The following is a 24,839-nucleotide window of genomic DNA, read 5'->3' on the forward strand; positions in this document are numbered from 1 at the left end:
ATACACGCGACCTGCGGGAACTCCACGGCGGTTGGGCGCGACCAACAGGATGTGAACTGTGATCTCTGCCGCGAAGCGCTGTCCGCCAGGGTCGACGGCGAGCAGGAGCCGGTGTCGCCGGACGCCGTGGACCGGCACCTGGCGGGCTGCGCCCTGTGCCGATCCTGGCAGGCCAAGGCCGAGCGCCTGCGCCGGTCCACGACGCTGCATTCGGCCCCCGCTGTGCCCGATCTCACGGCGACCATCCTGCGGCGTGCCGAGCTTCCGGCCAGGCGGCCGTGGGTGCTGCGGGTCGTGCTGGGCGCGGTCGCCGTGGCGCAGAGCACCCTCGGCGGCGCGCAACTGCTCGGGTTGGCCAACGGGATGCACGGGGGCCACGACACCGGGTTCATGTTCGGCCACCTGACCAGGGAAAGCGCGGCGTGGAACCTCGCCGTCGGCATCGGCCTCGGCTGGGCGGCGCTACGGCCGAGGGTGGCCGCCGGGCAACTGCCCGTGCTCACCGGGTTCGTGCTGGTGCTCGCCGGGGCCTCGGTCACCGATCTGCTCGGCGAGGCGGTGACCGTGCGGCGGGTTCTCTCGCACGGCCTGGTGGTGGTCGGGCTGGTGCTGCTCTACCTGGTGTACCGGCAGCACCGGCGGCATGGCAGGCCGAGCCCGGTCAGCGGGGAGGCGCTACCCGGCGGCGAGCACCTCGCCGCCGCGGACGGGGCCGAGTGGGAGCACGTCGACCCGGAGTCCGGTGGGCACCGGCGGTTTCCCCGGCCGGCCAGCAGGCACCGGGTGGCCTGAGAGAGCGTCCGAGAACCGCTGGCACCTGCCGCGGCGAGTGGAGGAACGCGCGCGGCGCAGCCCACGAGTGGCGAGGCCGAGCGCTGTACCCGTGAAGGTGACAATCGTGACCGAGCCCGAGCTCGGCCGAGTCGATCGTGTCGCGCGTTTACCAACAGGCACTGAGCCGCTCAGCGGCGTTCGCGCTCGGCCAGCTTGGCCAGCATCGCGTTGTACGCGGCCAGGTCGTCGTCTCCGGTGCGGTCGGCGCGCTGGGCCGCCCGCTCGTCGTGCCGGGCCCACTGCGCCAGTAGCGCGATGACCACGATGACCAGCGGGATTTCCCCGGTCGCCCAGGCGATACCGCCGCCGAGCCGCTGGTCGGCCAGCAGGTCCTCCATCCACGGCAGGGAGAGGTAGCGGTAGAACGTCTCCGCGATCACGGACTGCTCGTTCATCAGGATCACGCCGAAGAAGGCGTGGAAGGGCATCGCGGCGAACAGCATGCCCAGCTTCGCCAGGTGCGGCAGGCTGCGCGGTGCCGGGTCGATGCCGATGACCAGCCAGTAGAACAGGTACCCGACCACCAGGAAGTGCACGTTCATCAACTGGTGGCCCCAGTGGTACAGCATGGCGTCGCCGAACAGCGAGGAGAAGTACAGCGCGTAGTACGAGCCGACGAAAACCACGGAGACCACCAGCGGGTGGGTGAGCATCCTGGCCACCCGGGAGTGGATCAACGCCACCAGCCATTCCCGGAGGCCGGCCGGGTTCCCCTTGCCCGCCACCGGAAGCGCGCGGAAGGCGAGGGTGATCGGCCCTGCCAGCGCCAGCAGCACCGGTGCCAGCATGTTCAACGTCATGTGGACGATCATGTGCAGGCTGAACGAGCCGGGGGAGTACTTGCCGAGTCCGGAGGAGGTCACCACCAGTACCGCGGCCCAGCCGCACAGCCACGCCGCCGTACGCCCCACCGGCCAGCGGTCGCCCCTGCGGTGCAGCTTCCGCACGCCCAGCAGGTAGCCGGCGACGGCCAGCACCGACACGGTGCCGAGGACCAGGTCGAACCGCCAGTCCAGGGCCAGGATCGCGGCGGTCGGCGACAGCGGCAGCTCGTAACCGAGGATGGTGTTCAGCACCGAGGGCGCGGCGTTCAGCAGCGCGGGCGGTGGGATGTGCGCGAGCCCGACCGAGGCGCCGAGGGTGAGCCCGAGCAGGGCGAGTTCGGCGAGGGCGAGTTTGCCTCCGTGCGCGGCGAACCGCTTGCGGGCCAGCAGGCCGACCGCGCCGAGCGCGCACAGCAGCACTGCCTTGGCCACGGTGAGCAGGCCGTAACCGGTGCTGGTCAGTCCCTCGGGGGTGGCGGCGGTGAGGCCGTTCACGACCCCGGAGATCGCCAGCGTCACCCAGCAGATCATGGCGAGGGTGCGGTACCGGCGTACCGCGAGCTCGCGGTAGGCCCCCTTGCGTCGCAGGTGGGCGAGCAGCGCGACCAGGGTGCCGATCCACAGTGCGGCGGCGACCACATGCCAGAGCAGGCTGTTCGTGGCCACGTCGTGCCAGGCGCCGGACGCCGTGTGCCCGGAGACCGCGGGCGGGAGCAGGGCGAACACCGCCACCGCGAACAGCAGCACGGTGGACAGCCAGCCGAGCACGAATCGCGCCGCCACCGCGACCACCGTGACCAGCACGAAGCTCACCAGCCATGCCTTGGGTTCCGCGATGGCCTCGATGTTGCCGACCAGTTTCGCCGGGCTCAGCACCTCGCTCACCGGCTTGCCCACCGAGTCCGCCGCGTCGAACACGACCAGCGCCGCGGCGGCGCACGCCCAGCCCGCGGCGGCCGCCCCCGCGGTGCGCAGGGCCGCGTACCCGTCCGCGGCCAACCACCCGGAGCGCTGTGCCGGGGTCAGGAAGGTGGCGAAGGCCAGCGAGCCGACGCAGAGCGCCCCGGTGACGTCCACCACCAGCCGCAGCAGGGTGGTGCCGAGCGAGGTGAACCTCCCGGGGTCGCCGTTGCCGAGCGGGAGGTATCCGGCCTCGCCGACGAGCACGGTCAGCACGACGACCACCACGGTGGCCGGCGCGAGCAGGGCCAGGATCGGCCTGCGGAGGTTGCTACCCATGTCCACGAGTTTGCGCCAACACGGTGCCGTGTCCGGCGGCGGGTCCCGCGGCGGATCGGACCGGGGGAGGAGGGGACTCAGGCCTTGGTCCGATGTGCGGGCCGGTGGGGCGCGGGAGCGTTGCGGGTATGAGACTACTTCGAACCTGCGGTGCCGCACTGCTCGCCGCCGCGACACTCATGGCCATGGCGGTTCCGGTGTCCGCCGAGCCGGCCGATTCCACCCATTCCCTGCCACGCGGGCAACTTCAGGCCGAACTGGAGAAGCTGGTCGATTCGGGTGAGGCGACCGCCGCGCTGCTCCGGATCAGCCAGGGATGGCGGCACTGGTCCACCGCGGCCGGTGTGCGCGACCTGGAGTCCCGCCGCCCGGCCCGCCGCGAAGGGAAGTTCCGGATCGCCAGCACCACCAAGGCGTTCACCGCCACCGTGGTGCTGCAACTGGTGGACGAGGGCCGGGTCGGACTGGACGCCCCGGTGGAGCGGTACCTGCCGGGCCTGGTGCCGAACGGCGAGAACATCACCGTGCGGCAGGTGCTCAACCACAGCAGCGGCCTGGACGACTTCGCCAGCCACCCCGGCTACGAGGCGTGGAACTACGCCGCGCTGCAGCACAGCTACACCCCGGAGGAGGTGCTGGAGTTCGCGTTCAGCCACCCGCCACTGTTCCCGCCGGGCCAGGACTGGGACTACTCCAACACCAACTACGTGCTGGCAGGCCAGCTTGTCGAGGCGGTGACCGGAAACTCCTGGGCGGAGGAGGTCCGGCACCGGATCCTGTGGCCGCTCGGACTGTGGAGCACGACCCTGCCCGGCACCTCCGAACGAATCCCGCAACCGTACGCGCACGGGTACATGGAGGTCTCGCCCGCCGAGGGGCAGCCGCCCGAGCTGATCGACGTCTCGCACATCAATCCCTCGATGATCAGCTCCGCCGGCGAGATCATCTCCACCACCGCGGACCTCGACCGGTTCTTCGGCGCGCTGCTCGGCGGGCGGTTGACCAGCGCGGAGTCCCTCGCCGAGATGCGCACGCCGGCGGAGCACAGCCCGCCGCAGCTACGCTACGGGCTCGGCCTGCACGCCACCACGCTGTCCTGCGGGGTCACGGTCTGGGGGCACAACGGCGGCGCGCTCGGCTACACCACGATCGCCGGCCGGTCCGACGAAGGGCGGCAGCTCACCCTCTCGGTGAACCCGTACCGGGACAACCTGCCCGGCGAGCCGATCACCCGCATCGGTGACCTGGCGTTCTGCGACCGGTGAGCGGGGTGTGAGCGCGGCGGGAGCGGGTACCCGGGGTCGCGGAACCGCGGAATCGACTCTTGAAGGAGACACAGTGTCTTATTCAGATGTCGGGTTGTTCAGGTCCGTAGCGTGCGTCACCACTGCTGTGACCTGCAACGACCTCCCGCCCGTCGCCCACCGCCACCCACACGGTGGCGCTGCGCGCCGCGGTGACCATGGGCCTGGCGGCCCGCGGTCGCTGGGTCGTTCTGAATAACCCGCACAGGAGGATCGCGATGTCGCGCCCGCAGGACCATCCGCTCCCGCCGCAGGACATCCAGGCCTACACCGCCCGCAGGCCCATCCAGCGGGTCGCCGTGGCGGCTTCGGTGGTGTTCCTGCTGGTCGGCGGGCTGGGCTTCGTTCCAGGGAGCACCACCGGCTACGGCGCCATGGCCGTCGCGGGGCCGGACTCGGGGGCGCTGCTGTTCGGCGTGTTCGCCGTCTCGGTACTGCACAACCTGGTGCACCTGGCCTTCGGTGCCTTCGGCCTCGTGCTGGCCGGCACGGCGACCGGGGCGCGGGCCTTCCTGGTCGGCGGCGGCGTGGTGTTCCTGCTGCTCGGCTGCTACGGCCTGCTGGTGGCGCGGGACTCGGCGGCCAACGTGCTACCGCTGAACGCCGCCGACGACGGGCTGCACCTCGGTCTCGGCGCCGTCCTGATCGCGCTGGGCGTGTTGCTCGGGCGCCGGTTGGAGTACACCCCGACGGCGGGTTGATCGCCCGCATTCTCGACGGCCGCGGGACAGTGCTCGGTGACCGCAGGCCGTACCCGGTCGCGCTGGTCACCCTGGACGCCGATGAGGTTCTGCACTGGGCACGGGCGCTGGGCCTGCCCGAGGACCGCGCGGAGCTGGCAGGGCAGGATCGGGTGCGCGAGCTGGTCGCGGAGGTCGTCGAGCGGGCCGACCGGAACTACGCGCCGCCGGAACGCATCCGGGACGTCGCGGTCCTCGGTGCCGAGTGCACTACCCGGACGGGTGAGTTGACGCCGACGATGAAGATCCGCCGGAATGTCGTCAGGGACAAGTATGCGGAGGTCGTGGACGCGATCCACGACGGCGGACCGCCAAACTCTGATAAGTAATCTTATCCAATATCTGTCGTGATCGGGGTCACCGGCTTACACTTCGGCGCATGAAAAGGATCAGATGTGCGACCATCGCCGTTCTGGCCTCGCTCTCGCTGGTGTTCGCCGGTTCCCCCGCGGCCACGGCGCAGGCCTCGCCAGGACCGCCACTCGAGACGCCGCGGTCCGAACTGGACGCCGCGCTGCACTGCGCGGAAGGCATCGACGACGCGACCGTGAACCCGGTGCTGTTCGTGCCGGGGACCACGGCCGAGGGCGGGGAGAACTTCGCCTGGAACTACGTCACCGCACTGCGGAACGAGGGTTTTCCCGCCTGCTGGGTGAATTATCCCTACCGTGGCTGGCGGGACATGCAGACCTCCTCGGAGTACGTGGTCAACGCGATCAGGACGATGCACGAGCGCAGCGGCCGCAAGGTGTCCACCATCGGGCACAGCCAGGGCGGTTTGCATCCCGCGTGGGTGGCCCGGTTCTGGCCGGACGTCGCCGGGATGCTGGACGACGCGATCAGTTTCGGCGCGCCCTTCCAGGGGTCCTCGGTCGCGAGCCTGTACTGCGGGGTGCTGAACCTGTTCCCCACCGGCTGCCAGGAGTCGTTCTGGCAGTTCACCAAGGGTTCCGGCTGGTCCCGGGCGCTGAACGCGGAACCGATGCCGGAAGGCCCTTCGTTCACCTCCGTCTACACGGACTTCGACGAGGCCGCCACGCCGGGCGAGGCGGCAAGCAGGCTGGACGGGGCCGCGCACATCGGGGTGCAGGACATCTGCCCCGGGCGGTTCGCCGAGCACTTCACCCTGGTCGTGGATGCCGTGCCGTACGCGCTCACCCTGGACGCGCTCCGGCACGACGGCCCCGCCGATCCGGGCCGTATCGACAAGTCGGTGTGTGGCAAGGGATTCATGCCGCTGGACTGGCCGGGCTTCGCCAAGACGGTTCCGGACCTGCTCTCGTTGCCGGCGAAGGCGTGGCTACAGAGCCCACCGTGGACCTGGGTCCGCGCCGAACCCCCGCTGCGGGACTACGCGCGGTGAACCCGGTACCGACCGGCGTGGGGTGACGCCCCGACCCCGCGACGCGTGCGAGACTGTCCGCCGGTTTCGCGGACATACTGGGGGAACAAGCACGCATGATGGGTCGCACGCACGCCCTGACCGGCTGGTGCGCCGGGCTGGCCGTGGCACCACTCGCCGGCGCGGGTTCGCTCGCGCAGGCGGTGGTGTTCGCGGCGACCACGGCGGGGTTCGCCTTGCTGCCGGACCTCGACCATCCCGGCGCGCGGGCCTCGAAGCTGCTCGGCCCGGTCACCGGGGCGCTGTCCTGGTTGCTGCGCAAGGCATCCGGCGCGCTGTACTCGGTCACCAAGGGACCACGGGACGAGAACGGCAAGGGGACGCACCGGCATCTCTCGCACACCGTGCTGTTCGCCGCCGCGCTCGGCGGGCTGACCGCGCTCGGCACCGACGCGGGCGGCGGCTGGGCGGTGGCCGGGGTAGTGCTGTTCGGTCTGCTGCTGGCCGAGGACGCGCTGGGCGACTGGCTGCTCCCGGTCGGCGGGGCCGCGGTGATCCTGTGGGCCTACCAGACCCCGGATGTGCTCGGGCAGCTCGACGCGGTGTCCGGTTGGCTCGGCATCGCCGTCGCCGTCGGCTGCTTCACGCACTGCCTCGGCGACGCGCTCACCGAGTCCGGCTGTCCCTTCCTGTTCCCGCTGCCGATCGCCGGGGAGACCTGGTACGAACTCCGGCCACCGAGCTGGTTGCGGTTCCGTACCGGGAAGAAGGTGGAGAACGCGCTGATCTTCCCCGTGTTCAGCGTGCTGGCCGTGCTGCTGGTCCCCGGGGTATGGGAGCTGCTGGTCGACCTGATGAACCGGCTGTTCGCCGACTCGACCGTGGAGGCCACCCGCTAGCCGCGGTGCCCGGCACCGTGGTCTCCGCGCGAGTCATCCGAAAGACGATGGCGGCGCCGTCACGCACGGTAGATCATGCATAGGTGTTGGTTGAGAATCTCGCCTCCCGGCCGGACCTGCTGGAGCCGGCGCTCGGGCTCGGCGATGTCGGCGCCGAGTTCGCCCACCATGACCGGATCGCGACGCTGACCAGGGCGCGGCGGCTGGCTCGCAGGTGGCCCGAGTGCTTTCTCGTGCTGCTCGACGGCGATGAACCGGTCGCCCGCGCGGCGAGCGTTCCACTGGTCTTCCCGGACGTCGACCGGACCGAACTGCCGGACCACGGCTGGGACGGCGCGGTGCTGTGGGCGATCGAGGACGTGCTGGACGAGCGGTTGCCGACCGCGCTGGTGGCGCTGGACGTGCAGGTGGTGCGGCCGCGGCGGGGCAAGGGGATCGCCGGGGAGGCCCTGCTCGCACTGCGCGAGGTTGCCAGGGCGCGCGGTCTGAGCCGGATGGTGGTTCCGGTCCGGCCTACCGGCAAGCCGGACTACCCGCGGCTGTCCATGCCTGGTTACGTCGCGCTGCGCAGGGAGGACGGCCTGCCCGAGGATGCCTGGTTGCGCACGCACGAGCGGCTGGGCGCGCGGTTCGTCAAGATCGCTCCCTTCGCCATGACCGTGACCGGAACCGTGGGGCAATGGCGGTCCTGGACTGGAAGGTCCTTTGTGGATGGACCGAATGTGGTGTCCGGCGGGCTGGCGCCGGTACTGGTGTCGCTGGAGCAGGATCTCGGCGTCTACGTGGAGCCGAACGTCTGGTACGAGCATCCTCTTTCGTGAGGGCTGTCGTGCTACCCCACGGTGAACTCGAAACCGCCGCGCAGCCCGGATTCCCCGGCGAGCCGAGGGGCCAGCAGCCGCCAGTCCACGCTCAGCTCCCGCCCGGGCGCCATCTCGGCCGGGATGCGCAGCCCCATGGCGAACCGGACCGAGCCGTTCGCCGGGATCTCCCGCACCGGGCGGCAGTTCAGCCGGTAGAACTCGCTCTCGTTGACCGCCGCCACCTGGTGGCCGCCGAGCGAGAAGCGCTCCTGGAGGTAGCCGGGGCACGGGTCGAGCGGGACTGCCTTACCGGTCGGGTTCGCCAGCCGTACGTGGTAGGTCACCAGCTCGCCTGCCTTCCCGGTGGTCACCGGTTCGAGCGTGGCCTTCAGCACCCGCAGCGGGGAGTCCATCGCGGTCTCCCGCGCGGGCTCGTCGAAGGCGCTCGCGGAGAGGTGGGAGGTGGACCGGGACTTGACCCCGACCTGGTTGCACGGCGGCGTGGTGTCGGTGCGTACCGGGGCGCGCAGCTCGCCGCCGCCCTCCGGGAGGTGGATCGCCAGCTCCAGCCCGCCGTCCACCTGCCGGCAGAACGGGCCGGTCCAGTCCAGCCGCAGGGTGGCCGACTCACCGGGCGGCACGATCGTGACCCGCTGCCGGCCCTCCTGGTTGATCGCGTGCGAGTAGTTGATCGGCACCTCGCCGTTCCGGTCGCGCAGCCGGGTGTCCACCTCGCCGCGCAGCCGGCAGGTGTCCTGCCCGGTGTTGGTCACCTCGGCTTGCCCGATGAGCTTGCCGCCCGGCTCCGCCCGGACGGTGTGCTCGCCGCCGTCGGTGTTGCTCGGGGACAGCCAGGAGGTCAGCTCGCCGCGTAGCTGCCCGGCCCGGCAGGGCCCGGCGTCCGGGTCGGTGCGGCGCTCGCGGGGCGGGGTGTTGAACTCGTTCTCGCCCGCCGGCTCGTCCACCCAGGGGACGGTGCCGTCGGGCAGCAGGGTCGCCGGGGCGGACACCGTGGGTGGCAGCGGCTCGGTCGAACCGGTTCCCGCGGCCGGGTTCCGGGCGCCGCACCCGGCGAGCAGGAGCAGGGACACCACGCACGCCAGGAGCGGCACCGGCCTGATCATCGGGTCAGTGTGCCGGATCGGGACGGCCACGGGGTAGGGAACGCGTCACCGGGCGGGATCGACGCCGAACTGCTCGGCGAGGTCGTCCAGCATCGCGTGCGCGCCCTGCAGGCTCACCGAGGTGAACCACACGGTGTCGTCCACGTTGGTGATCTCGCCCTCCAGCGAACCCCACAGCGGGTTCGACTCGAACTGCGCCCTCGGGTCGTCCTCCTCGGTGCGCGGATCCTGGTAGGTGGAGACGAAGATGTGGTCGGCGTCCAGCTTGGTGATGTTCTCCTGGCTCAGGTCGACCGAGATCTTGTCCTGGCTGTCCGGTTGCCCCTCGGGGCGTTTCAGGCCGGCGTCGGCCATGATGATGCCGGGGTAGGAGGCGCCGCTGTACAGCCGCACGGTCGGCTCACCCTCCACGAAGCGCACCAGGGACACGGTGGCGTCGCGGCCGAGTTTCTCCTTGACGGCCTCGCCGATCGTCCTCGCCCGCCGCTCGTAGGCGCCGATCTTCTGCTCGGCCAGCTCCTCCTTGCCGAGTGCCCTGGCCAGCAACCGGATGTTCTCCTTCCAGGTCGCCCCGGTGGTCTCGCTGAACACGGTCGGCGCGACGCCGGTCAGCTCGTCGTAGATCTGCTCGTGCCGCACCTTGGCGGACACGATCAGGTCGGGCCGGATGTCGTAGAGCTGCTCGACATCGGGCGTGTTCAACTGCCCGATCTCCTTGGCCTCGCTCGCGAAGGTCTTGTCCCGCTCGGGAAGGTAGTCGGGTAGCTGCGCGCCGGAGGCGGGGAACCTGGTGAACGCGACCACCTGGGTCTCCAGTGCCAGCGCGGCGTCCACGTAGCTGGAGTCCAGCGCGGCGACGGTCTCCGGCTTCGACTCGATGGTGGTCTCACCCATCGCGTGCTGGATCGTGCTCGGGAACGATCCCGGTTCCCCGGTGGCCTCGGGTTCGGCTGGGGGTTCCTCGTTGCCGCCGCAGGCCGTGAGGGTCAGGCAGGCTACGGCCACCGCGGCGATACTTCTGCGCAGCGGGCGTGCGGAGCGGGGCATCGAGGTCTCCTTCGCATTTGGTTAGCCTTGGCTAACGCGGAAGAATACCTGTTCAGGGTGCGGGTGGCTGAGAAAGTCGTGGTGAGAGATCTCCCACCCGTACGCGCCTGCCCGCTGGAACGCCAGCACGTCGCCCACCCGCACCTGTTCCAGTGGCACGTCCCTGGCCAGCACGTCCTTCGGGGTGCACAGCTCGCCCACCACGGTCACCGGTTCGCCACGCACCGCGGGCCGGGGCGCGTCCAGGTCCCAGCGCTCCACCGGCAGCACGGTGAACGGGTGACTGTGCTGCCAGGACACCGGCAGCCGGAAATGGTGCGTCCCGCCGCGCACCAGGAGGTAGTTGACGCCGTGGTTGCGCTTGATGTCCAGCACCTCGACCAGGTAACGGCCGCAGTCCGCCACCAGGTACCGGCCGCATTCGAAGTCGATCTCCCGCCAGTGCGCGGGGAAGGTGCGCCGCACCAGGTCCTCGAGGCCCGCGGTGAACCCGGCCCAGTCGAAGCGGCGAGCGGGATCGGTGTAGTCGATTCCGATGCCGCCGCCGAGGTTGAGCACCTCGCAGCGCAGGCCGAACCGGTGCTCCCAATCCAGCACCCTGTCCCGGTAGTGCGCCAGCATCGCCAGATGCGCCCGCGCGGAGAGGTTGTTGGAGACCGAGTGCAGGTGAAACCCCGCGACCCGCACGCGCGACGTTTCGCGGGCTAACCGTAGTGCCTCGGGCAGGGCGGGCTCCTCGATGCCGAACTGGGTCGGCCTGCCCGCCATGGCCAGGGTGGCCGCGGGGAACGGCCCGGCCAGGTTCACCCGCAGCAACACCTCGGCGGTGCGGCCCATCCGGTCCGCGACCGCGGCGACCCGGTGCAGCTCCAGCACGCTTTCCACGTGCAGCCGCCGGACCCCGCCTGCCAGCGCCTCGGCGATGGCCCGCTCGGTCTTGGCCGGGCCACCCATGATCACCGGCGCGTCCGGGGACGCCGCCCGCGCCTTGGCCAGCTCGCCCGCCGAGGCCACCTCGAACCCGGCCACTATGGGCGCAAGCGTTTGCAGCAGCGGTTTCGCGCTGTTCGCCTTCATCGCGTAGAACATCCGGCACCGCTCGGGCAGCGCCGCCACGACCGCGCGTACGTGCCCGGCGAGCGCCGCAAGGTCGTACACGTACGTGCACACCGATCCGTTTCGAGACTGTTGATCCGAAACGTGAGCGCTGATCTGGTGAGCATTGATCTCGTTTCGCATCACTGCTCCGGCTCGGCGAGGGGGTTGGGCACGGGATGCAGGCGCAGCTCGGTGTCCGGCAGCAGCCGCCGGGTGGTCAACTTCTCCACCGCGATCCGTGGCTTGCCGATGTCGAACAGCGCTGACCGGTGCGCGAGGCCGGGGAAGCGCTCCCGGTAGCGGTGTAGTTCGGCGCGTACCACCGCCCAGAACTCGCGCTCGTCCAGCCCGTAGGACTCGGCGAGGAAGATCGCCAACTCGCCGAGGTTGATGAAGAAGAAGGCGTCCAGCAGGAAGTCGGTGACCAGGCTCGGGTCCTCGGTCTCCACGAAGGAGTTGCGATTGTGGTGGTGCGCCGGCGTGCCCGCCAACCGCGGGCACAGGTCCGGTTCGGCGAGCAGGTCCCGGCTGAACCGCACCCCGTCGTGGAAGTCCTTCAGCGCGACCCTGGCCGGTACCCCGTCCCGGTGCACCAGCACCATGTTCTGCGCGTGCGCCTCCAGCGCGATCCCGTGCGCGCACAGCAGGTGCACCAGCGGCGGCACGCTCACCCGCACCAGCCGGATCAGCCAGTCCCGCGGGCCCCGCGCGCGGACCCACGGGTCGAGCAAGGGGCTGCCGTCCAGCTCCCGCGCGGTCAGCCCGGTGAACGGCACGGCCGACTCGCCGGGTTCCAGGTGGTCGTGCAGGCTCTCCCGCCAGACGCATCCCAGCGCGCCGTAGGAGTCCGCACGCAGCAGGTCGGTTCCGGTGTCCGGGGTGAACGCGCTGCCCAGCACCTCGCCCAGCAGGATCACCCCGCACTCGGTGCGCAGGAACTCGTCCCCGGCCACCACCCGGCGCAGCCAGTCCGAGATCAACGGGGCGTTGCGGACCGTGTGCGGGGCGAGCCCCCTCTCGGTCGAGGTGTTCACAATGGACAACGCGAGTTTCAGGTACGGCCGTTCCGGGCTGGTTCGGCAGGCCAGCGTGCGGATGGACTGCTGGGCGCGGAACTCGTCCGGGTCGTTGCCCAGCACCCGCAGCTCGCCACGCCGTAGCTGCTCGGCGAACACGTGGACGATCCGTTCCCGCCACTGCCAGGGGTGTACCGGCAGCAGGGTGAACTCGCCCTCCGGTGCGATCCCGGTAAAATGATCCATAGTGGACTCACCGAGTTGCCCGCGAAGGAAGTCCCGCTCCCGCACCGAGTCGGATACGGTCACCTCGGTGCACTCCCGGCCGGCCGCCAGCCACAGTGGCCGGATCGGCGCGGCGAACTCCGGGCCGAAGGCGAGGTTGTCGGCCAGGTCGAAGCCGATCCTGGACTTGTAGGTGGGGTGGTAACGGTGCCCCTCGGTGACCGTGCCCTCCAGGGTGTCGTAGCCGGCGCCGGCCAGCACGTCGCCGCGACGCCGCCGGGCGTACTCGGCGAGCGCGTCCTTCACCAGGGTCTCCTCCAGCTCGCGGGCGAACCGGGCCAGCCGCTCCGGCTCGGCGGCCAGCCGCTCGCGCACCTCACCGAGGAAGCGGCTCGGCGACTCCGCCTCCACGCCCTCCCGGTACACCGGGCCGTCCAGCGCGACCCGGTGAAACCCGTGCCTGCGACGCGCCGTGAACCGGTACCGAACCGGGGCGCCACGGCCATCGCTTCCATCCACAATGTACCCATCAGGATCGCGGCGCACCTGTAACGCGTCCTCGTACAGCAACGACTCCACCAGCTGGCGGAACACCCGCCGCCGCACCGTGCCGAAGGCCGGCGCGGTCAACGCGCGTTGCACGAGTTCGGGGTCCATCACGCCTCCCGTAACGGGTTGGGCACATCCACGAACAGCGGCCGCTCGCTGCGGTCGGCGAACCGGCTGAGCAGGTTCGCCTTGGCCGGCAGGCTCGGCGCGCGCAACAGCTCGGCGACACAGGCATACGGCAGCCCGGCGAGTTCCTCCCGCGCCACCGCCCACAGGCGCTCCTCCGCCGCCCCGGTGTAGCGCCCGAGTACGTGCAGCACGTGGCCGAGCTGGTTGGTGACCGCGTGATATCGCAGCCGGCACCAGGCCTCGGCCGGGGAGTAGAGCGCGGGGCTGTCCGCCGCAAGGTCGTGCCGCTCGCTCAGGCTCACCCCCTCCAGGTCGCGCACCCAGAACCGCACCGGCCAGCCGCGCTCGGTCGCCAGCAGCGAGTTCTGCACATGCGCTTCGAAGCTGACCCCGTCGGTGGCGAACACCGTGAGCAGCGGCAGCAGGGAGATACGCAGGTAACGGCGCAGCCACGCGAGCACGTCACCGGCCTCGGCCACGCAGCGCACGAGTTCCGGTTCCGCGCCACGCGGGCCTTCCTCGAGCAACCCGGCCAGCACCCGCGGCGAGCCCGCGCCGCCGGTGCAGGGGTTGTCCCGGTACAGCACGGCGAACTCGGCGGCGAGCTCGCCGCCGACGATCTCCGGGTCCAGCGTGCGATACCCGGTCTCCAGCAGCACGCCGAAACCGGCGGGCCAGCGGTCCCGCAGCCGGGCGATCACCTGCGCGGCGTCGGTGGCCCGGCGCAGGTGCTCGGCGGGGTTGTTGCGGACGAAGTTGGTGATCCGCACGTGTAGCGGCAGCTTCCAGCAGGTTGGGAAACCGGGATCGCAGACCGTGCGCACCGAGGAGGTCGGGTACACGGGTTCGCCGAGCGGGCCGAGGGCGATCAGCTCCCCGCCCGTGATCAGCTCGACCACCTCGGCCCGTTGCTCCAGGTAGCCCGCCTGCCACGGATGCGCGGGCAGCAGGCGGTACCCGGTCGGGCAGTGGGCCGCGACCCGTTCCGGGACCCAGCATCCGGGGGCCACCCGCCGCCCCGCCAGCAACCGGGGCGTCACCGCGAAGTAGTGCGGCACGAAGGAGGCGCCCAGCTCGGGCGCGTAGCGGGTCAGGTCGCGGGCGCCGAACCCCTCCGCGCTCTTCGGCGTGGGGTGGAAGGGGTGACCGAGCAGCACGTTCTGCTCGGCGTTGCGGGCCGGATCATCCTTCCGGCCCGCCCGGTCCGCGAGGTAGCGCGCCACATGCGCCACGCTGTTGCCGATCTGCGCGGCCAGCTCCGCCTTGCGCCGGGCGCCACCCCGCCCGGTCACGGCCGCCACCTCGTCCAGCAGGGTGGCCACGAACTCGGCGTGGCCGATGGGTACCCGTGGCCTTCCGGGACACTCGCGGAAGGCGGGGTCGGCGTAGGTGTGCTGGCCGAGGATCGAGCGGTGACACAGCTGGACCACCAGCGCGCCGGGGGCCGCGGTCAGCGGGATGCGCAGTTCCCCTTCGGAGACGGTGTGTCGCCCGGTCTCCCGCAGGAAGGAGTTGAGCAGCCGTTGCCGCGCGGCCCGCCGCGCCGCCGCCAGGTGGTCGTCCGTCATGCCCGCACCAGCGGGTTGGGCACCTGGCCGGTGCTCGCCGGCATGCTGACCCCGGTGGAGGATCCCTCCCGTAGCAACGGGCCCAGCACCTGCCTGCTGGGCCAGTGTGGTGCGTCCAGGAGTCGCCGCTTCACCAGGTTCGCCAGGTGGCCTGGCAGCTCAAGCGTGTCCAGCGCGCCGGTGATCGCGGTTCGTATCCGCCTCCAGAAGACGCCTTCCGCGATGCCGAGGTGCCGGGCGAGCGCGTCGGCGATGCCGTAGAGGTTGACCTGGATGCCGAGGGTTTGCAGGTACCCGAGCAGTTCCGCTGGGGAGTCCAGCCGCAGCGACTGCGGCGCCCCCGGTTTCACCCGGTAGCCGGGATCGGGCACCCCGGCCGCGGCCATCCAGGCCGGGTGCAGGCGCAGCGTGTCATGGTCACGCAGCACCAGTCGCACCGGGCTGCCCGCGCGCAGCACCAGGACCACGTTCTGCCCGTGCAACTCCGGAAGCACGCCGTAGCGAAGGAAACCCAGTGCCACTTTGAGGAAGATCTCGGCGGTCTCGGTGAAGAACGCGACCGGTTCGCGGTCGATCAGCCCGCTGAGGTGGTCCCACTCGTGCGCGGCGAGCGCGGCCATCGGCAGGGCGAGCGCGTCCGGTTCGATCGGCGGGTAGCGGCGGACCTGCGCGGCGAGTTGTCCCGGCCGGTCGGCGAACTCGTCGCCCTCGGCCGCGTGCCAGCCGCACCAGGTCCGCTCGTCGCAGAGCGCGACCCGGTGACGCAGCAGGGGGTCGGCAGCCAGCAGGGTACGCATGGTGCGCTCGGCGCGCTCGCCGTTGTCCAGGTAGCGCGGCGGCAGCAGCCGGGCCGCGCCGAGGGTGGCGATGCCCAGTGGCAGCTTCACGTGCACGCCGTTCTCCGTCGCCGAGCCGAGCGTGCGCAGGGCCGCCGTCGGGTGGAACCGGCCCGCGCGGGGCAACGGGCGCAGCCGGTTCGCCGGGAACTCCCGGGGCAGGACGTGCTCAAGCTGCCAGGGATGCACGGGCAGGGCACGCCAGCCGTCCAGCCCGCGCAGGGCCTCGGCGAGCCGGTCCCGGTCGTGGTCGGTGAGCAGCATCGCGGGCAGGTCCGCCGAGCCCGGTCCACCGCCGAAACGCAGCAGGTCGGCGGGGACCGCCACCCAGGCCAGCGCGAGGGATTCCCTGCGCATCGGGCCGTACTCGGCGAGTTCCGCCGCGGCCCAGCCGACCGCGGCGCGGGCGGTCGGATGGAACGGCCGGTCGCGGGTGGCCGCGAGGCGTTCCCCGCCCGGTCCGGTGAACCGTCGCCGCGCGGTGAGGGTGACCTCGGCGTGCTCCACGGCGGTCCGCAGGTCCGCCGCGACCCGCGCGCCGTGCGGGGAGTCGGCGGCGAGCAGGCGCAGCAGCGCGTCCGGGGTGAGCTCGGTGTCCCCGTGCCGGACCGGTCCGCCCGCGAACCGGTGCCGTTGCAACGCCCCGCCGTCACGCACCAGCAGCCGGATCGGGGGGCCGGGGGCGGCGACCTCGTAGTGGCCGGTCTCCGTGTCGGCCCTCCCCTCGGCGAAGCCGAACAGGTTCTCCTGGATCAGCGCGTCCACCAGGTCCCGCATGACCAGCTCGCCGGGGTTCATGCTGTCTGGTTTTCCCGGTTCCGTCGCGCTTTGTCCAGCCAGGCGTCGTCGTAGACCAGGTCGAGGTAGCGATCCCCGCGGTCGGGGAAGACGGCCAGCACCCGGCAGGGCCGCGGGAGCGCGGGGAGCTTGTGCTCGATGGCGGCCACCACCGAGCCGGTGGAGCCGCCCGCGAAGATCCCTTCCGCGGCCAGCAGTCCACGGCACCCGAGGGCGGCGTCCACATCGTCCACCCGGACCACCTCGTCGATCTCCTCGGGGCGGCACAGCTCCGGGGTGCGGCTGGAGCCGATGCCGGGGAGTTCCCTCGGCGCCTGGCTACCGCCGAAGATCACCGAGCCCACCGCGTCCACCGCGACCACCCGCAGGTCGGGGAAGCGCTCGCGCAGCCTGCGCGCGCAGCCGAGGATGCTGCCGGTGGTGCTCACCGCGGCGAAGAGGTAGGTGGGTGGGTGCACGAGTTGCTCGGCCAGCTCGGCTCCGGTGCCGTGGTAGTACGCCTGCCAGTTGCGCTCGTTGGCGTACTGGTTGATCCAGATCGCGCCGGGGGCCTCGGCGAGCAGCTGCCGCACCCGCCGGATGCGCGCACCGAGGTACCCGCCGACCTCGTCCGGCTCGGTGACCATCTCGACCCGCACCCCGAGGTTGCGCAGGATCGTCAGGTTGGCCGGGGTGGTCTTCGGGTCGACCACGCAGGTGAACCGCAGGTCATGCAGGCGCGCGGCCATCGCGAGCGCGATCCCGAAGTTGCCGGAGCTGCTCTCGACCAGCCCGCTGCCGGGCCGGATCGAGCCGTCCCGCAGGCCGCTTTCCACGATGTAGCGGGCGGAGCGGTCCTTCATGCTGCCGCCGGGGTTCATCAGCTCCAGCTTGGCCAGAACCTCCGTGCCGGGGTCGGGGAACAGCCGCCGCAGGGCGACCACGGGCGTGTTGCCGATGCAGCAGGCCACGGACTCGGATACCGACTCGGTCACGGGGGCGACGGTCACGATCCTCCTTGGTTGGGTGCTAGGTAAGTCTTACCTTAGTAGCCCTGTCACCCTCCATGAGAATTCCGACACATGCCGTAGCTACGCTACGTGCACCTCCCCCATCGTGTTTGCCCTCCACGTAACCGTGTTGGCCGCCCACGTAACTGAGTTTGCCGTTGACGTAGGCGAGTTTGCTGTTGGCCGACCGCCTACGGCTCGCTGAGTCGAACGAGTTTCACGAATTCCCGGTCCGGGTCCTTCACGACCCGGTGAATGCATTGCACGGTGGCACACGGCCAGGGTCGATAACAGAGCCGGCAGGTTCCCTGCCAGGTCGCCTGGTGTATATCCAGCACGGCGCGGATCACCCGGAGCAGGTCCGGGATGAGTGCGCGGGCATGTTGGATGTCCTCATCGGACCACTTCGTCCACTTGCCTGCCAGGAAGTCCGCCTCGTCGAGGTGGCGGTACAGTTCGCAGCAGAGTAACTGGTTCGCTTCGGCTTGTGCCGGTGAAATCATGTCGTACCTCCAGATCATAGAAAACCGGTTGTCCCCCAGGAATGCACGCGCCTCTTCGGGGGACAATGGACTGAACCGGCCGAAACGGTGCGGAATCGGCGCTACTTTGTCCGCATGCAGGACAGAACCCCCACCATCCGCAGCCGGGAACTCGGCGAGGGGCTGCGCGCGGCCCTGGTGCGCGCCGGGCTGAACCAGAAGCAGGTCGCAGCCAAGCTCGACTGGTCGGAAGGCCGCGTGTCCAAGCTGCTGGGCGGGAAGCGTGGCGGTACCGAGATGGACATCGTCAGCTTCCTGGCGATCTGCGGGGTGACGGGCCGAGAGCGCGAGCGCCTGCTGAAGCTGTGCCGGGAGCGCGACACCCCCGGCTGGCTGCAACAACACGGCAGCCGCCTACCCGAGCAACTCCGTACGTTTATCGACCATGAGGAGAAGGCGCTCGATATAGGCGAGTTTCAGCCGATCATGGTTCCTGGCCTGCTGCAAACGGGTGACTACGCACGGACGCTGATCGTGGAGACCGGCAACGTGCCGTCCGACGAGATCGAGGAACGGGTAGGCGCCCGGCTGGCCAGGCAGAAGTTGTTCACCAGGCACCTACCGGTAAGGCTGAACTTCTTCCTGCATGAGTTCGTGTTGCGGCTCCCGGTGGGTGGCCCGGCGGTGATGTCGGATCAGTTGCACCATCTGCTGCGGATGGCGGTGCGATCATCGATCAGCCTGCGGGCGGTCCCGGCCGCCATCGGCGGGCATCCGGGCATTGCCGGGCAGTTTCAGTTGATGGACTTCGCCGAGTACAAGCCGGTGGTGTACCTGGACAGCGAGACCTCCTGCCTGTTTCTTGAGCAACCGGTGGAAATCTCCGCCTACCGGAGCATTCTGGCGAGGCTCGCGGGCAAGGCGCTGGATGAGGGACAATCCATGGAGTTGATCCGCGAACTGGCGGTGGAGTTGTATCCCTCGGGAGAGGATCACGATGAACGGGTTTGAGCCGAGCGGGATCGTCTGGCGGACGAGCAGTTACAGCACGAACGGCAGCGCCTGTGTCGAGGTGGGCTGGCGGACGAGCAGTTACAGCAGCAACGGCAGCGCCTGTGTCGAGATTGGGTGGCAGGAGCCGGGCGTGCTGGTCCGGGACACCAAGGACAGGGGCGGGGGCACGTTGGCCGTTCCGCGGTCGGCGTGGTGGGCGTTTCTTGCTGCGCAGCGGGCAAACTCGCCTACGTAGACGGCAAACTCGCCTACGGGAGCGGCCAACACGGTTACGTGGGGAGCAAACACGGTTCAGGTGCGGATGCCGTCGAAGGCGATCTTGGCCACCGCGTCGGCGAGGTCCGTGGGGTCCGAGCCCCGGCGCGGGCGGTACCACTCGATCAGCGAGTTGACCATGCCGAACAGCAACCGCGCGGTTACCGCGGGGTCGATGTCCGGGCGGATGTCGCCCTCGTTCTCCGCGGCTCGCACCAGCTCGCTCACGATCTTGTCGAACTCGCGTCGGCGGGCCAGTGCGGCGCGCTCGACCTTTGTGTTCCCGCGCACCCGCAGCAGCAGGGTCACGAACGGTAACCGGTCCACCAGCACCGTCACGCTGCCCCGCACCAGGTACTCCAGGCGTTCCACGGCCCGACCGTCCACCTGCTCGGCCTCGTCGACCACCGCGAACAGCCCGTCCAGCGCCCGGTCGACCGCCAGCCGCAGCAACTCCTGCTTGCTGGACACGTGGTGGTAGATCGCCGACTTGGTGATGCCGAGCTTGCGGGAAAGGTCCTCCATGCTGGTGCCGTCGTACCCCCGGTCATTGAACAGCTTCACCGCGACCCGCAGCACCGACTCCAGGTCATAACCCGGCCTGCCCCTGCGCCCGGAGGACGCGGGGGGCGGGGTTTGCCGTACGGACGTCACGGTAGGAGTATCGCAGCGGCTGTCAGCCGGTTTTCCGTCGGTCGATCACGCGGCGTAGTTTCCCCAGCGACCGCTCCAGGGTGTCCGGATCCTGCACCCCTACCTCCACGCTTACCCCGATCCTGTCCTTGATCTCGGCCACCAGTTCGGTGGCCGCGCTCACCCGCCGCTGTTCCGGGGTGTTCGCGTGGGCCTCCACGTGCACGGTGAGCTGGTCCATCCGGTCCTTGGTGGTCAGCTCCAGCTGGAAGTGCGGGGCGAGGCCATCGGTACGCAGCACGATCTCCTCGATCTGGGTGGGGAACAGGTTCACCCCGCGCAGGATGATCAGGTCGTCCGAGCGCCCGGTGACCTTCTCCATCCGGCGGAACGCGGGATACGCGGTGCCGGGCAGCAGCCGGGTGAGGTCCCGGGTCCGGTACCGGATGATCGGCAGCGCCTCTTTGGTGAGCGAGGTGAACAGCAACTCGCCGCGCTCGCCGGGCTCCAGCACGTGTTCCTCGAGCGGGTCGATCACCTCGGGGTAGAAATGGTCCTCCCAGATGTGCAGGCCGTCCTTGGTTCGCACGCTTTCCTGCGCCACCCCGGGCCCCATCACCTCGGACAGCCCGTAGATGTCCACCGCGTCCATGCCGGTGCGGCCCTCGATCTCGGCGCGCAGCTCCTCGGTCCAGGGCTCGGCACCGAAGATGCCGACCCGCAGCGCGGTGTCCCGCGGATCCACGCCCTGCCGCTCGAACTCGTCCAGCATGGTCAGCAGGTAGGTCGGGGTGACCATGATGATCTCGGGCCGGAAGTCCACGATCAGCTGCACCTGCCGCGCGGTCATCCCGCCGGAGACCGGGATCACGGTGCAGCCGAGCTTCTCCGCGCCGTAGTGCGCGCCGAGCCCGCCGGTGAACAGCCCGTAGCCGTACGCCACGTGCACCTTGTCCCCCTGGCGGCCACCGGCGGCGTGGATCGACCTTGCCATCACCGTGGCCCAGGTGCCGATGTCCCGCTCGGTGTAGCCGACCACGGTGGGCTTCCCGGTGGTACCGCTGGAGGCGTGGATCCGGCTCACCTGCCGCTGCGGCACCGCGAACATCCCGAAGGGGTAGTTCTGCCGCAGGTCGTCCTTGGTGGTCATGGGGAACTTCGCCAGGTCGTCGAGGCCGCGGCAGTCGTCCGGATGCACCCCGGCCGCCTCGAACTTCGCGCGGTAGTGGGGCACGTTGTCGTAGGCGTGCCAAAGCGTCCACTGTAGACGCTCTAGCTGCAACGCGTGCAGCTCGTCGGCGCTGAGGGTCTCAGCCTCGTCCATGCCTCGATTCCTCCTGCCCGATGACCCGGCTGCGGCCGCGGAACTCGGCGATCACCTCGTCCCCGCGACGCACCGTCACGTCGTAGATACCGCTCCGCCCGTACCGGGTCCGTTCCTCGGCCGTGGCCACCAGCTCCGCACCCAGTTTCGCCGGGGCGACGAAGGTGATGTCCGCGCCCGCGGCCACGGTCACGGGCCCGTGGCTGTTGCAGGCGCAGGCGAAGGTGGTGTCGGCGAGCAGGAAGACGTAGCCGCCGTGCACGATGTCGTGCCCGTTGACCATCGAGCTGGTGACGCGCATCGTGGCCACCGCGCGGCCGTCGCCCGCCTCGAGCAACTCGATGCCCAGCGAGCGGGACGCCTCATCCACGTCGAACATGGCATGCGCGGCGTTGCGTTCGTCCAAGCTAGCTTCCTGCCTTGCTTACTGACCGAATGGACGGTTAATACTGTGTGTCGGTCGGTGAAGGTGTCAAGAGGAGTTGTTCATGACTGCGGTGCCGGAAAAGGTTGGCGTGATCGGCGGCGGGCGGATGGGCGCGGGAATCGCGCAGGTGTTCGCGACGGCAGGCGCCGAGGTGGTCGTCGTCGAGGGCGATGCGGGCGCGGCCGATGCCGCCGCCGAGCGGGTCACCACCGGGCTGCGCCGGGCCGCCGAGCGCGGCAAGCTCGACACCGGCCCGGAGGAGATGCGCGCCAGGGTGCGGGTCGGCACCGATCCCGCCGAGCTCCCGGCGGGGACCGACCTGGTCGTGGAGGCGGTCCCGGAGCGCGCCGACCTCAAGATCCAGGTGCTGGCCGCCGCGGAGCGCGCGGTCGGCGGGCACACCGTGCTCGCCACCAACACCAGCTCGCTGTCGGTGACCGAGCTCGCCGCCGGACTGCAGGACCCCGGTCGCTTCCTTGGCATGCACTTCTTCAACCCGGTGCCGCCGTCCAGGCTGGTGGAGGTGGTGCTTCCCGCGGAGAGCACCGAGGAGACCAGGGAGCGGGTGCTCGGCTGGGTGCGCGGCCTGGACAAGACCGCGGTCGTGGTGCGGGACTCCCCGGGGTTCGCCACCAGCAGGCTGGGCGTGCTGCTCGGCCTGGAGGCGATCCGGATGCTGGAGGAGGGCGTGGCCGACGCCGAGTCCATCGACAATGCCATGGAGCTGGGCTACCGGCACCCGATGGGTCCGCTGCGCTCGACCGACCTGGTGGGCCTCGACGTGCGGCTGGCCATCGCGGAGTACCTGCACGGCACGCTTGGTGAGCGGTTCGCGCCTCCGCGGCTGCTGCGGGACAAGGTGGCAAGGGGCGAGCTGGGCCGCAAGAGCGGCAGGGGCTTCCATGACTGGGACTGACGTGTTCGACCCGCGGGTGTTCGCCCGCGGCCTGCCGCACGAGGAGTTCCGCCGGCTGCGGGACACCGCGCCGGTGTGCTGGCAGGACGAGCACGCGGTGCTGGACTGGCCGGCGGGCCCGGGCTACTGGGCGGTCACCCGGTACGCCGACGTCAAGCACGTGCTGCGCACTCCCGAGGTGTTCTCCTCATGGCTCGGTGCCACCCAGATCCGCGATCCCGAGCCGGCGGACCTTGCCTTCATCCGCCGGATGATGCTGAACATGGACCCGCCGGAGCATCGCAGGCTGCGCGGCCTTGCGGCCGCGGTGTTCACCCGGCGCAGGCTGGAACGCTCGGCCGAACGGATCGCCGAGCGGGCCAGGTCGCTGCTGGACGCGGTGGCCCCGCGCGGCCGCTGCGACCTGCCGGTGGAGGTGACCGACGACTTCCCGCTGGCCAACCTCGCCGACCTGCTCGGGGTACCGGCCGCGGACCGTGAGCTGCTGCTGCGCTGGACGAACCGGGTGATCGGCTACCAGGACCCCGAGCACGCCGAGACCGTGCGGGATGCCGAGGGCAGGCCGGTGAACCCGCGCTCGCCCGCGATGCTGTCCGATATGTTCGGTTACGCGCGGGAACTGGCCGCGTACAAGCGGAAGCATCCGGGCGAGGACCTGATGACCGCGCTCGTCCAGGCCGAAGTGGATGGCCGCGCGCTGGACGACGCCGAGCTGGAGATGTTCTTCTTCCTGGTGGTGATCGCGGGCAACGACACCGTGCGCAGCGCCCTGCCCGGCGGCGTGCTCGCGCTGGCCGAGCATCCGGAGCAGTACCGGCGGTTACGCGCCGACCCCGGCCTGCTGCCGAGCGCGGTCGAGGAGATCCTGCGCTGGCACCCGCCCGTGCTCAGCTTCCGCCGCACCGCGGGCGCGGATACCGAACTGGGTGGCATGCGCATCCGGGAGGGGGACAAGGTCGTCGTGTACCACGCCTCCGCGCACTTCGACGAGCGCGCGTTCGCCGATCCGTTCCGCTTCGACCTCGGCAGGCGGCCCAACGACCACCTCGCCTTCGGCCAGGGGCCGCACCTGTGTCTCGGAGCCCACTTCGGCAGGCTGCAACTGCGGATCTTCTTCGCCGAGCTGCTCACTCGGCTGCCCGAGGTCGGGCTGGACGGCCCGCCGCGGCGGCTGACCTCGAACTTCATCAACGGCATCACGCACCTCCCCCTGCGCTGGCGCTAGCGCCCTGAACGTGGCTTTCCGGACGTTGGACGTCCCAATAGGGCCGTTCGCGACGCTGGGCGTCTCGATCGGCACGTTCAGGGCCTTCCGGCGGGAGGTCTGGAACGGCGCCGATGTTGCCTGCGGCGGGTTAGCCTGCGGTGATCATGCGCCGCGCGGACCGGGCGCGGCCCGACCTCGTTGGGGGAACTCGTGTCCAGTCTCCTGCTGCGGATCGCCACCTTCGCCGGCCGCTGGTTCGCCCCGCTCGTTCTGCTCGGTGGGGTGCTCGGCCTGCTGCTGCCCGAGCAGTCGGCCACCCTCGCCCCGCGGATCCCGCTGCTGCTCGGTGTGATCATGTTCGGCATGGGCCTCACCCTGCGGCCCGGCGACTTCGCGCTGGTGCTGCGCCGCCCGGTGGTGGTGTTGCTCGGCCTGGTGGCCCAGTACCTGATCATGCCGCTGGCGGCGTGGAGCATCGGCACCCTGCTCGGCCTGGGGCCACTACTGCTGCTCGGCATGATCCTGGTCGGTTCCGCTCCCGGCGGCACCGCCTCGAACGTGGTGGTCTACCTCGGACGCGGCGATGTCGCCCTCTCGGTCACCCTCACCTCGGTGTCCACCCTGCTCGCACCGCTGCTGACCCCGCTGCTGGTGCTCTGGCTCGGCGGGTCGACGCTGCCGGTGGACCCCTGGGCCCTGTTCCGCTCGATCCTGGAGATCGTGCTGGTGCCGATCGTCGCCGGAGTGCTGGTGCGGCTGCTGGCCGGCCGGTTCGTCCGGCGGGTGCTGCCGTACCTGCCGCTGGTCTCGGTCAGCGGCATCGTCGTCGTGGTGGCGGCGGTGGTCGGGGTGAATGCCGATGTCGCAGCCGGCAGCGGGGTGTTGCTGGTCCTCGCGGTCGTCGCGCACAACGCCGCGGGCCTGCTGCTCGGTTATCTCGCCGGCCGGATCGCCGGACTGGGGGAGAGTGCCCGCCGGGCGATCAGTATCGAGGTCGGCATGCAGAACTCCGGGCTCGCGGCCAGCCTCGCCACGGTGCACTTCGCCCCGCTGGCCGCCCTGCCCGCCGCACTGTTCTCGGTCTGGCACAACATCTCCGGCTCCGCGCTGGCCACCTTCTGGGCGCGAAGGTCTACCCGCGACCGCCGCGGCAAGGTATCGTGAATTACTGAACGTACGGTTGGTAATTCACGTCGGATGACTCGAGGAGGCTGGCC

Annotated in this window: 24 protein-coding genes; 12 read left to right on the forward strand and 12 right to left on the reverse strand. The window is 70.6% G+C overall.

Annotated features, from left to right (window positions below; genetic code table 11):
- Nucleotides 1-51 precede the first annotated feature (51 nt).
- A complete protein-coding gene (locus FB471_RS21835) occupies nucleotides 52-792 on the forward strand; it encodes a zf-HC2 domain-containing protein (protein WP_142000263.1) in 741 nt (246 codons plus the stop codon).
- A gap of 170 nt (nucleotides 793-962) precedes the next feature.
- Here the strand turns inward: FB471_RS21835 and FB471_RS21840 are convergent, their stop codons facing one another.
- Nucleotides 963-2,897: a bifunctional copper resistance protein CopD/cytochrome c oxidase assembly protein gene (locus FB471_RS21840; protein WP_142000264.1), complete on the reverse strand. Its 1,935-nt coding sequence runs from the start codon at nucleotides 2,895-2,897 to the stop codon at nucleotides 963-965.
- 128 nt (nucleotides 2,898-3,025) lie between these two features.
- Here FB471_RS21840 and FB471_RS21845 point away from each other — a divergent pair, with 128 nt between their 5' ends.
- From FB471_RS21845 to FB471_RS21870, 6 genes are all read left to right on the forward strand, one after another.
- Nucleotides 3,026-4,162 (forward strand): serine hydrolase domain-containing protein, encoded by a 1,137-nt coding sequence (locus FB471_RS21845; RefSeq protein WP_170220890.1) that lies wholly within the window; start codon nucleotides 3,026-3,028, stop codon nucleotides 4,160-4,162.
- Nucleotides 4,163-4,419: 257 nt separating this feature from the next.
- Nucleotides 4,420-4,902, forward strand: coding sequence for a DUF4383 domain-containing protein (locus FB471_RS21850; protein WP_142000266.1), 483 nt, complete (start codon nucleotides 4,420-4,422; stop codon nucleotides 4,900-4,902).
- On the forward strand, nucleotides 4,899-5,270 hold the full coding sequence (locus FB471_RS21855) for a long-chain fatty acid--CoA ligase (RefSeq protein WP_142000267.1): 372 nt from the start codon (nucleotides 4,899-4,901) through the stop codon (nucleotides 5,268-5,270). The genes FB471_RS21850 and FB471_RS21855 overlap by 4 nt, the downstream gene beginning before the upstream one ends.
- 50 nt (nucleotides 5,271-5,320) lie before the next feature.
- A complete protein-coding gene (locus tag FB471_RS21860; RefSeq protein ID WP_142000268.1) occupies nucleotides 5,321-6,304 on the forward strand; it encodes an esterase/lipase family protein in 984 nt (327 codons plus the stop codon).
- 95 nt (nucleotides 6,305-6,399) lie between these two features.
- Nucleotides 6,400-7,182, forward strand: a complete 783-nt coding sequence (locus tag FB471_RS21865) for a metal-dependent hydrolase (protein ID WP_142000269.1) — start codon at nucleotides 6,400-6,402, stop codon at nucleotides 7,180-7,182.
- 83 nt (nucleotides 7,183-7,265) lie between these two features.
- A complete protein-coding gene (locus tag FB471_RS21870) occupies nucleotides 7,266-8,003 on the forward strand; it encodes a GNAT family protein (RefSeq protein ID WP_142000270.1) in 738 nt (245 codons plus the stop codon).
- Between the two features lie 11 nt (nucleotides 8,004-8,014).
- Here the strand turns inward: FB471_RS21870 and FB471_RS21875 are convergent, their stop codons facing one another.
- The 8 genes from FB471_RS21875 to FB471_RS21910 all read right to left on the reverse strand — a co-directional run bounded on the left by FB471_RS21875 (nucleotide 8,015) and on the right by FB471_RS21910 (nucleotide 17,867).
- The gene (locus tag FB471_RS21875; RefSeq protein WP_142000271.1) at nucleotides 8,015-9,109 is read right to left on the reverse strand and encodes a DUF4232 domain-containing protein; all 1,095 of its coding nucleotides are present in this window, start codon (nucleotides 9,107-9,109) and stop codon (nucleotides 8,015-8,017) included.
- 45 nt (nucleotides 9,110-9,154) lie between these two features.
- Nucleotides 9,155-10,156 carry an ABC transporter substrate-binding protein gene (locus FB471_RS21880; RefSeq protein ID WP_142000272.1) on the reverse strand — a complete coding sequence of 334 codons (1,002 nt, stop codon included), beginning with the start codon at nucleotides 10,154-10,156 and terminating at the stop codon, nucleotides 9,155-9,157.
- Between the two features lie 21 nt (nucleotides 10,157-10,177).
- The gene (locus FB471_RS21885; protein WP_246076520.1) at nucleotides 10,178-11,326 is read right to left on the reverse strand and encodes a type III PLP-dependent enzyme; all 1,149 of its coding nucleotides are present in this window, start codon (nucleotides 11,324-11,326) and stop codon (nucleotides 10,178-10,180) included.
- Nucleotides 11,327-11,394: 68 nt separating this feature from the next.
- Entirely contained in the window at nucleotides 11,395-13,152 is a 1,758-nt protein-coding gene (locus FB471_RS21890; RefSeq protein WP_142000274.1) for an IucA/IucC family protein, read from the reverse strand.
- Nucleotides 13,152-14,741, reverse strand: a complete 1,590-nt coding sequence (locus tag FB471_RS21895) for an IucA/IucC family protein (RefSeq protein ID WP_142000275.1) — start codon at nucleotides 14,739-14,741, stop codon at nucleotides 13,152-13,154. The genes FB471_RS21890 and FB471_RS21895 overlap by 1 nt, the downstream gene beginning before the upstream one ends.
- The gene (locus FB471_RS21900) at nucleotides 14,738-16,375 is read right to left on the reverse strand and encodes an IucA/IucC family protein (RefSeq protein WP_142000276.1); all 1,638 of its coding nucleotides are present in this window, start codon (nucleotides 16,373-16,375) and stop codon (nucleotides 14,738-14,740) included. The genes FB471_RS21895 and FB471_RS21900 overlap by 4 nt, the downstream gene beginning before the upstream one ends.
- Nucleotides 16,372-17,364 (reverse strand): 2,3-diaminopropionate biosynthesis protein SbnA, encoded by a 993-nt coding sequence (sbnA, locus tag FB471_RS21905; RefSeq protein WP_142000277.1) that lies wholly within the window; start codon nucleotides 17,362-17,364, stop codon nucleotides 16,372-16,374. Before sbnA ends, FB471_RS21900 begins: the two co-directional genes overlap by 4 nt.
- A gap of 191 nt (nucleotides 17,365-17,555) precedes the next feature.
- Nucleotides 17,556-17,867 (reverse strand): hypothetical protein, encoded by a 312-nt coding sequence (locus FB471_RS21910; RefSeq protein WP_142000278.1) that lies wholly within the window; start codon nucleotides 17,865-17,867, stop codon nucleotides 17,556-17,558.
- A gap of 114 nt (nucleotides 17,868-17,981) precedes the next feature.
- Between FB471_RS21910 and FB471_RS21915 the strand changes: the two genes are divergently transcribed.
- A complete protein-coding gene (locus FB471_RS21915; protein ID WP_142000279.1) occupies nucleotides 17,982-18,857 on the forward strand; it encodes a helix-turn-helix domain-containing protein in 876 nt (291 codons plus the stop codon).
- Entirely contained in the window at nucleotides 18,844-19,095 is a 252-nt protein-coding gene (locus tag FB471_RS21920; RefSeq protein ID WP_142000280.1) for a DUF397 domain-containing protein, read from the forward strand. The genes FB471_RS21915 and FB471_RS21920 overlap by 14 nt, the downstream gene beginning before the upstream one ends.
- A 56-nt stretch (nucleotides 19,096-19,151) precedes the next feature.
- On the opposite strand, the gene FB471_RS21925 is transcribed toward FB471_RS21920, so the two are convergent.
- Genes FB471_RS21925 through paaI form a run of 3 tightly spaced genes read right to left on the reverse strand, consistent with a single transcriptional unit; the run spans nucleotide 19,152 to nucleotide 21,451 of the window.
- Nucleotides 19,152-19,769, reverse strand: a complete 618-nt coding sequence (locus FB471_RS21925; RefSeq protein WP_142000281.1) for a TetR/AcrR family transcriptional regulator — start codon at nucleotides 19,767-19,769, stop codon at nucleotides 19,152-19,154.
- 22 nt (nucleotides 19,770-19,791) lie between these two features.
- A complete protein-coding gene (gene paaK, locus FB471_RS21930) occupies nucleotides 19,792-21,072 on the reverse strand; it encodes a phenylacetate--CoA ligase PaaK (RefSeq protein WP_142000282.1) in 1,281 nt (426 codons plus the stop codon).
- Nucleotides 21,059-21,451: a hydroxyphenylacetyl-CoA thioesterase PaaI gene (gene paaI / locus FB471_RS21935; RefSeq protein WP_142002279.1), complete on the reverse strand. Its 393-nt coding sequence runs from the start codon at nucleotides 21,449-21,451 to the stop codon at nucleotides 21,059-21,061. The genes paaK and paaI overlap by 14 nt, the downstream gene beginning before the upstream one ends.
- 109 nt (nucleotides 21,452-21,560) lie before the next feature.
- Here paaI and FB471_RS21940 point away from each other — a divergent pair, with 109 nt between their 5' ends.
- The 3 genes from FB471_RS21940 to FB471_RS21950 all read left to right on the forward strand — a co-directional run bounded on the left by FB471_RS21940 (nucleotide 21,561) and on the right by FB471_RS21950 (nucleotide 24,786).
- Entirely contained in the window at nucleotides 21,561-22,415 is an 855-nt protein-coding gene (locus FB471_RS21940; RefSeq protein ID WP_142000283.1) for a 3-hydroxyacyl-CoA dehydrogenase family protein, read from the forward strand.
- A complete protein-coding gene (locus FB471_RS21945; RefSeq protein WP_142000284.1) occupies nucleotides 22,402-23,640 on the forward strand; it encodes a cytochrome P450 in 1,239 nt (412 codons plus the stop codon). The genes FB471_RS21940 and FB471_RS21945 overlap by 14 nt, the downstream gene beginning before the upstream one ends.
- 192 nt (nucleotides 23,641-23,832) lie before the next feature.
- Nucleotides 23,833-24,786 carry a bile acid:sodium symporter family protein gene (locus tag FB471_RS21950; RefSeq protein WP_246076521.1) on the forward strand — a complete coding sequence of 318 codons (954 nt, stop codon included), beginning with the start codon at nucleotides 23,833-23,835 and terminating at the stop codon, nucleotides 24,784-24,786.
- Nucleotides 24,787-24,839 lie beyond the last annotated feature (53 nt).

This window comes from Amycolatopsis cihanbeyliensis (assembly GCF_006715045.1).
Taxonomy (GTDB): Bacteria; Actinomycetota; Actinomycetes; order Mycobacteriales; family Pseudonocardiaceae; genus Amycolatopsis; species Amycolatopsis cihanbeyliensis.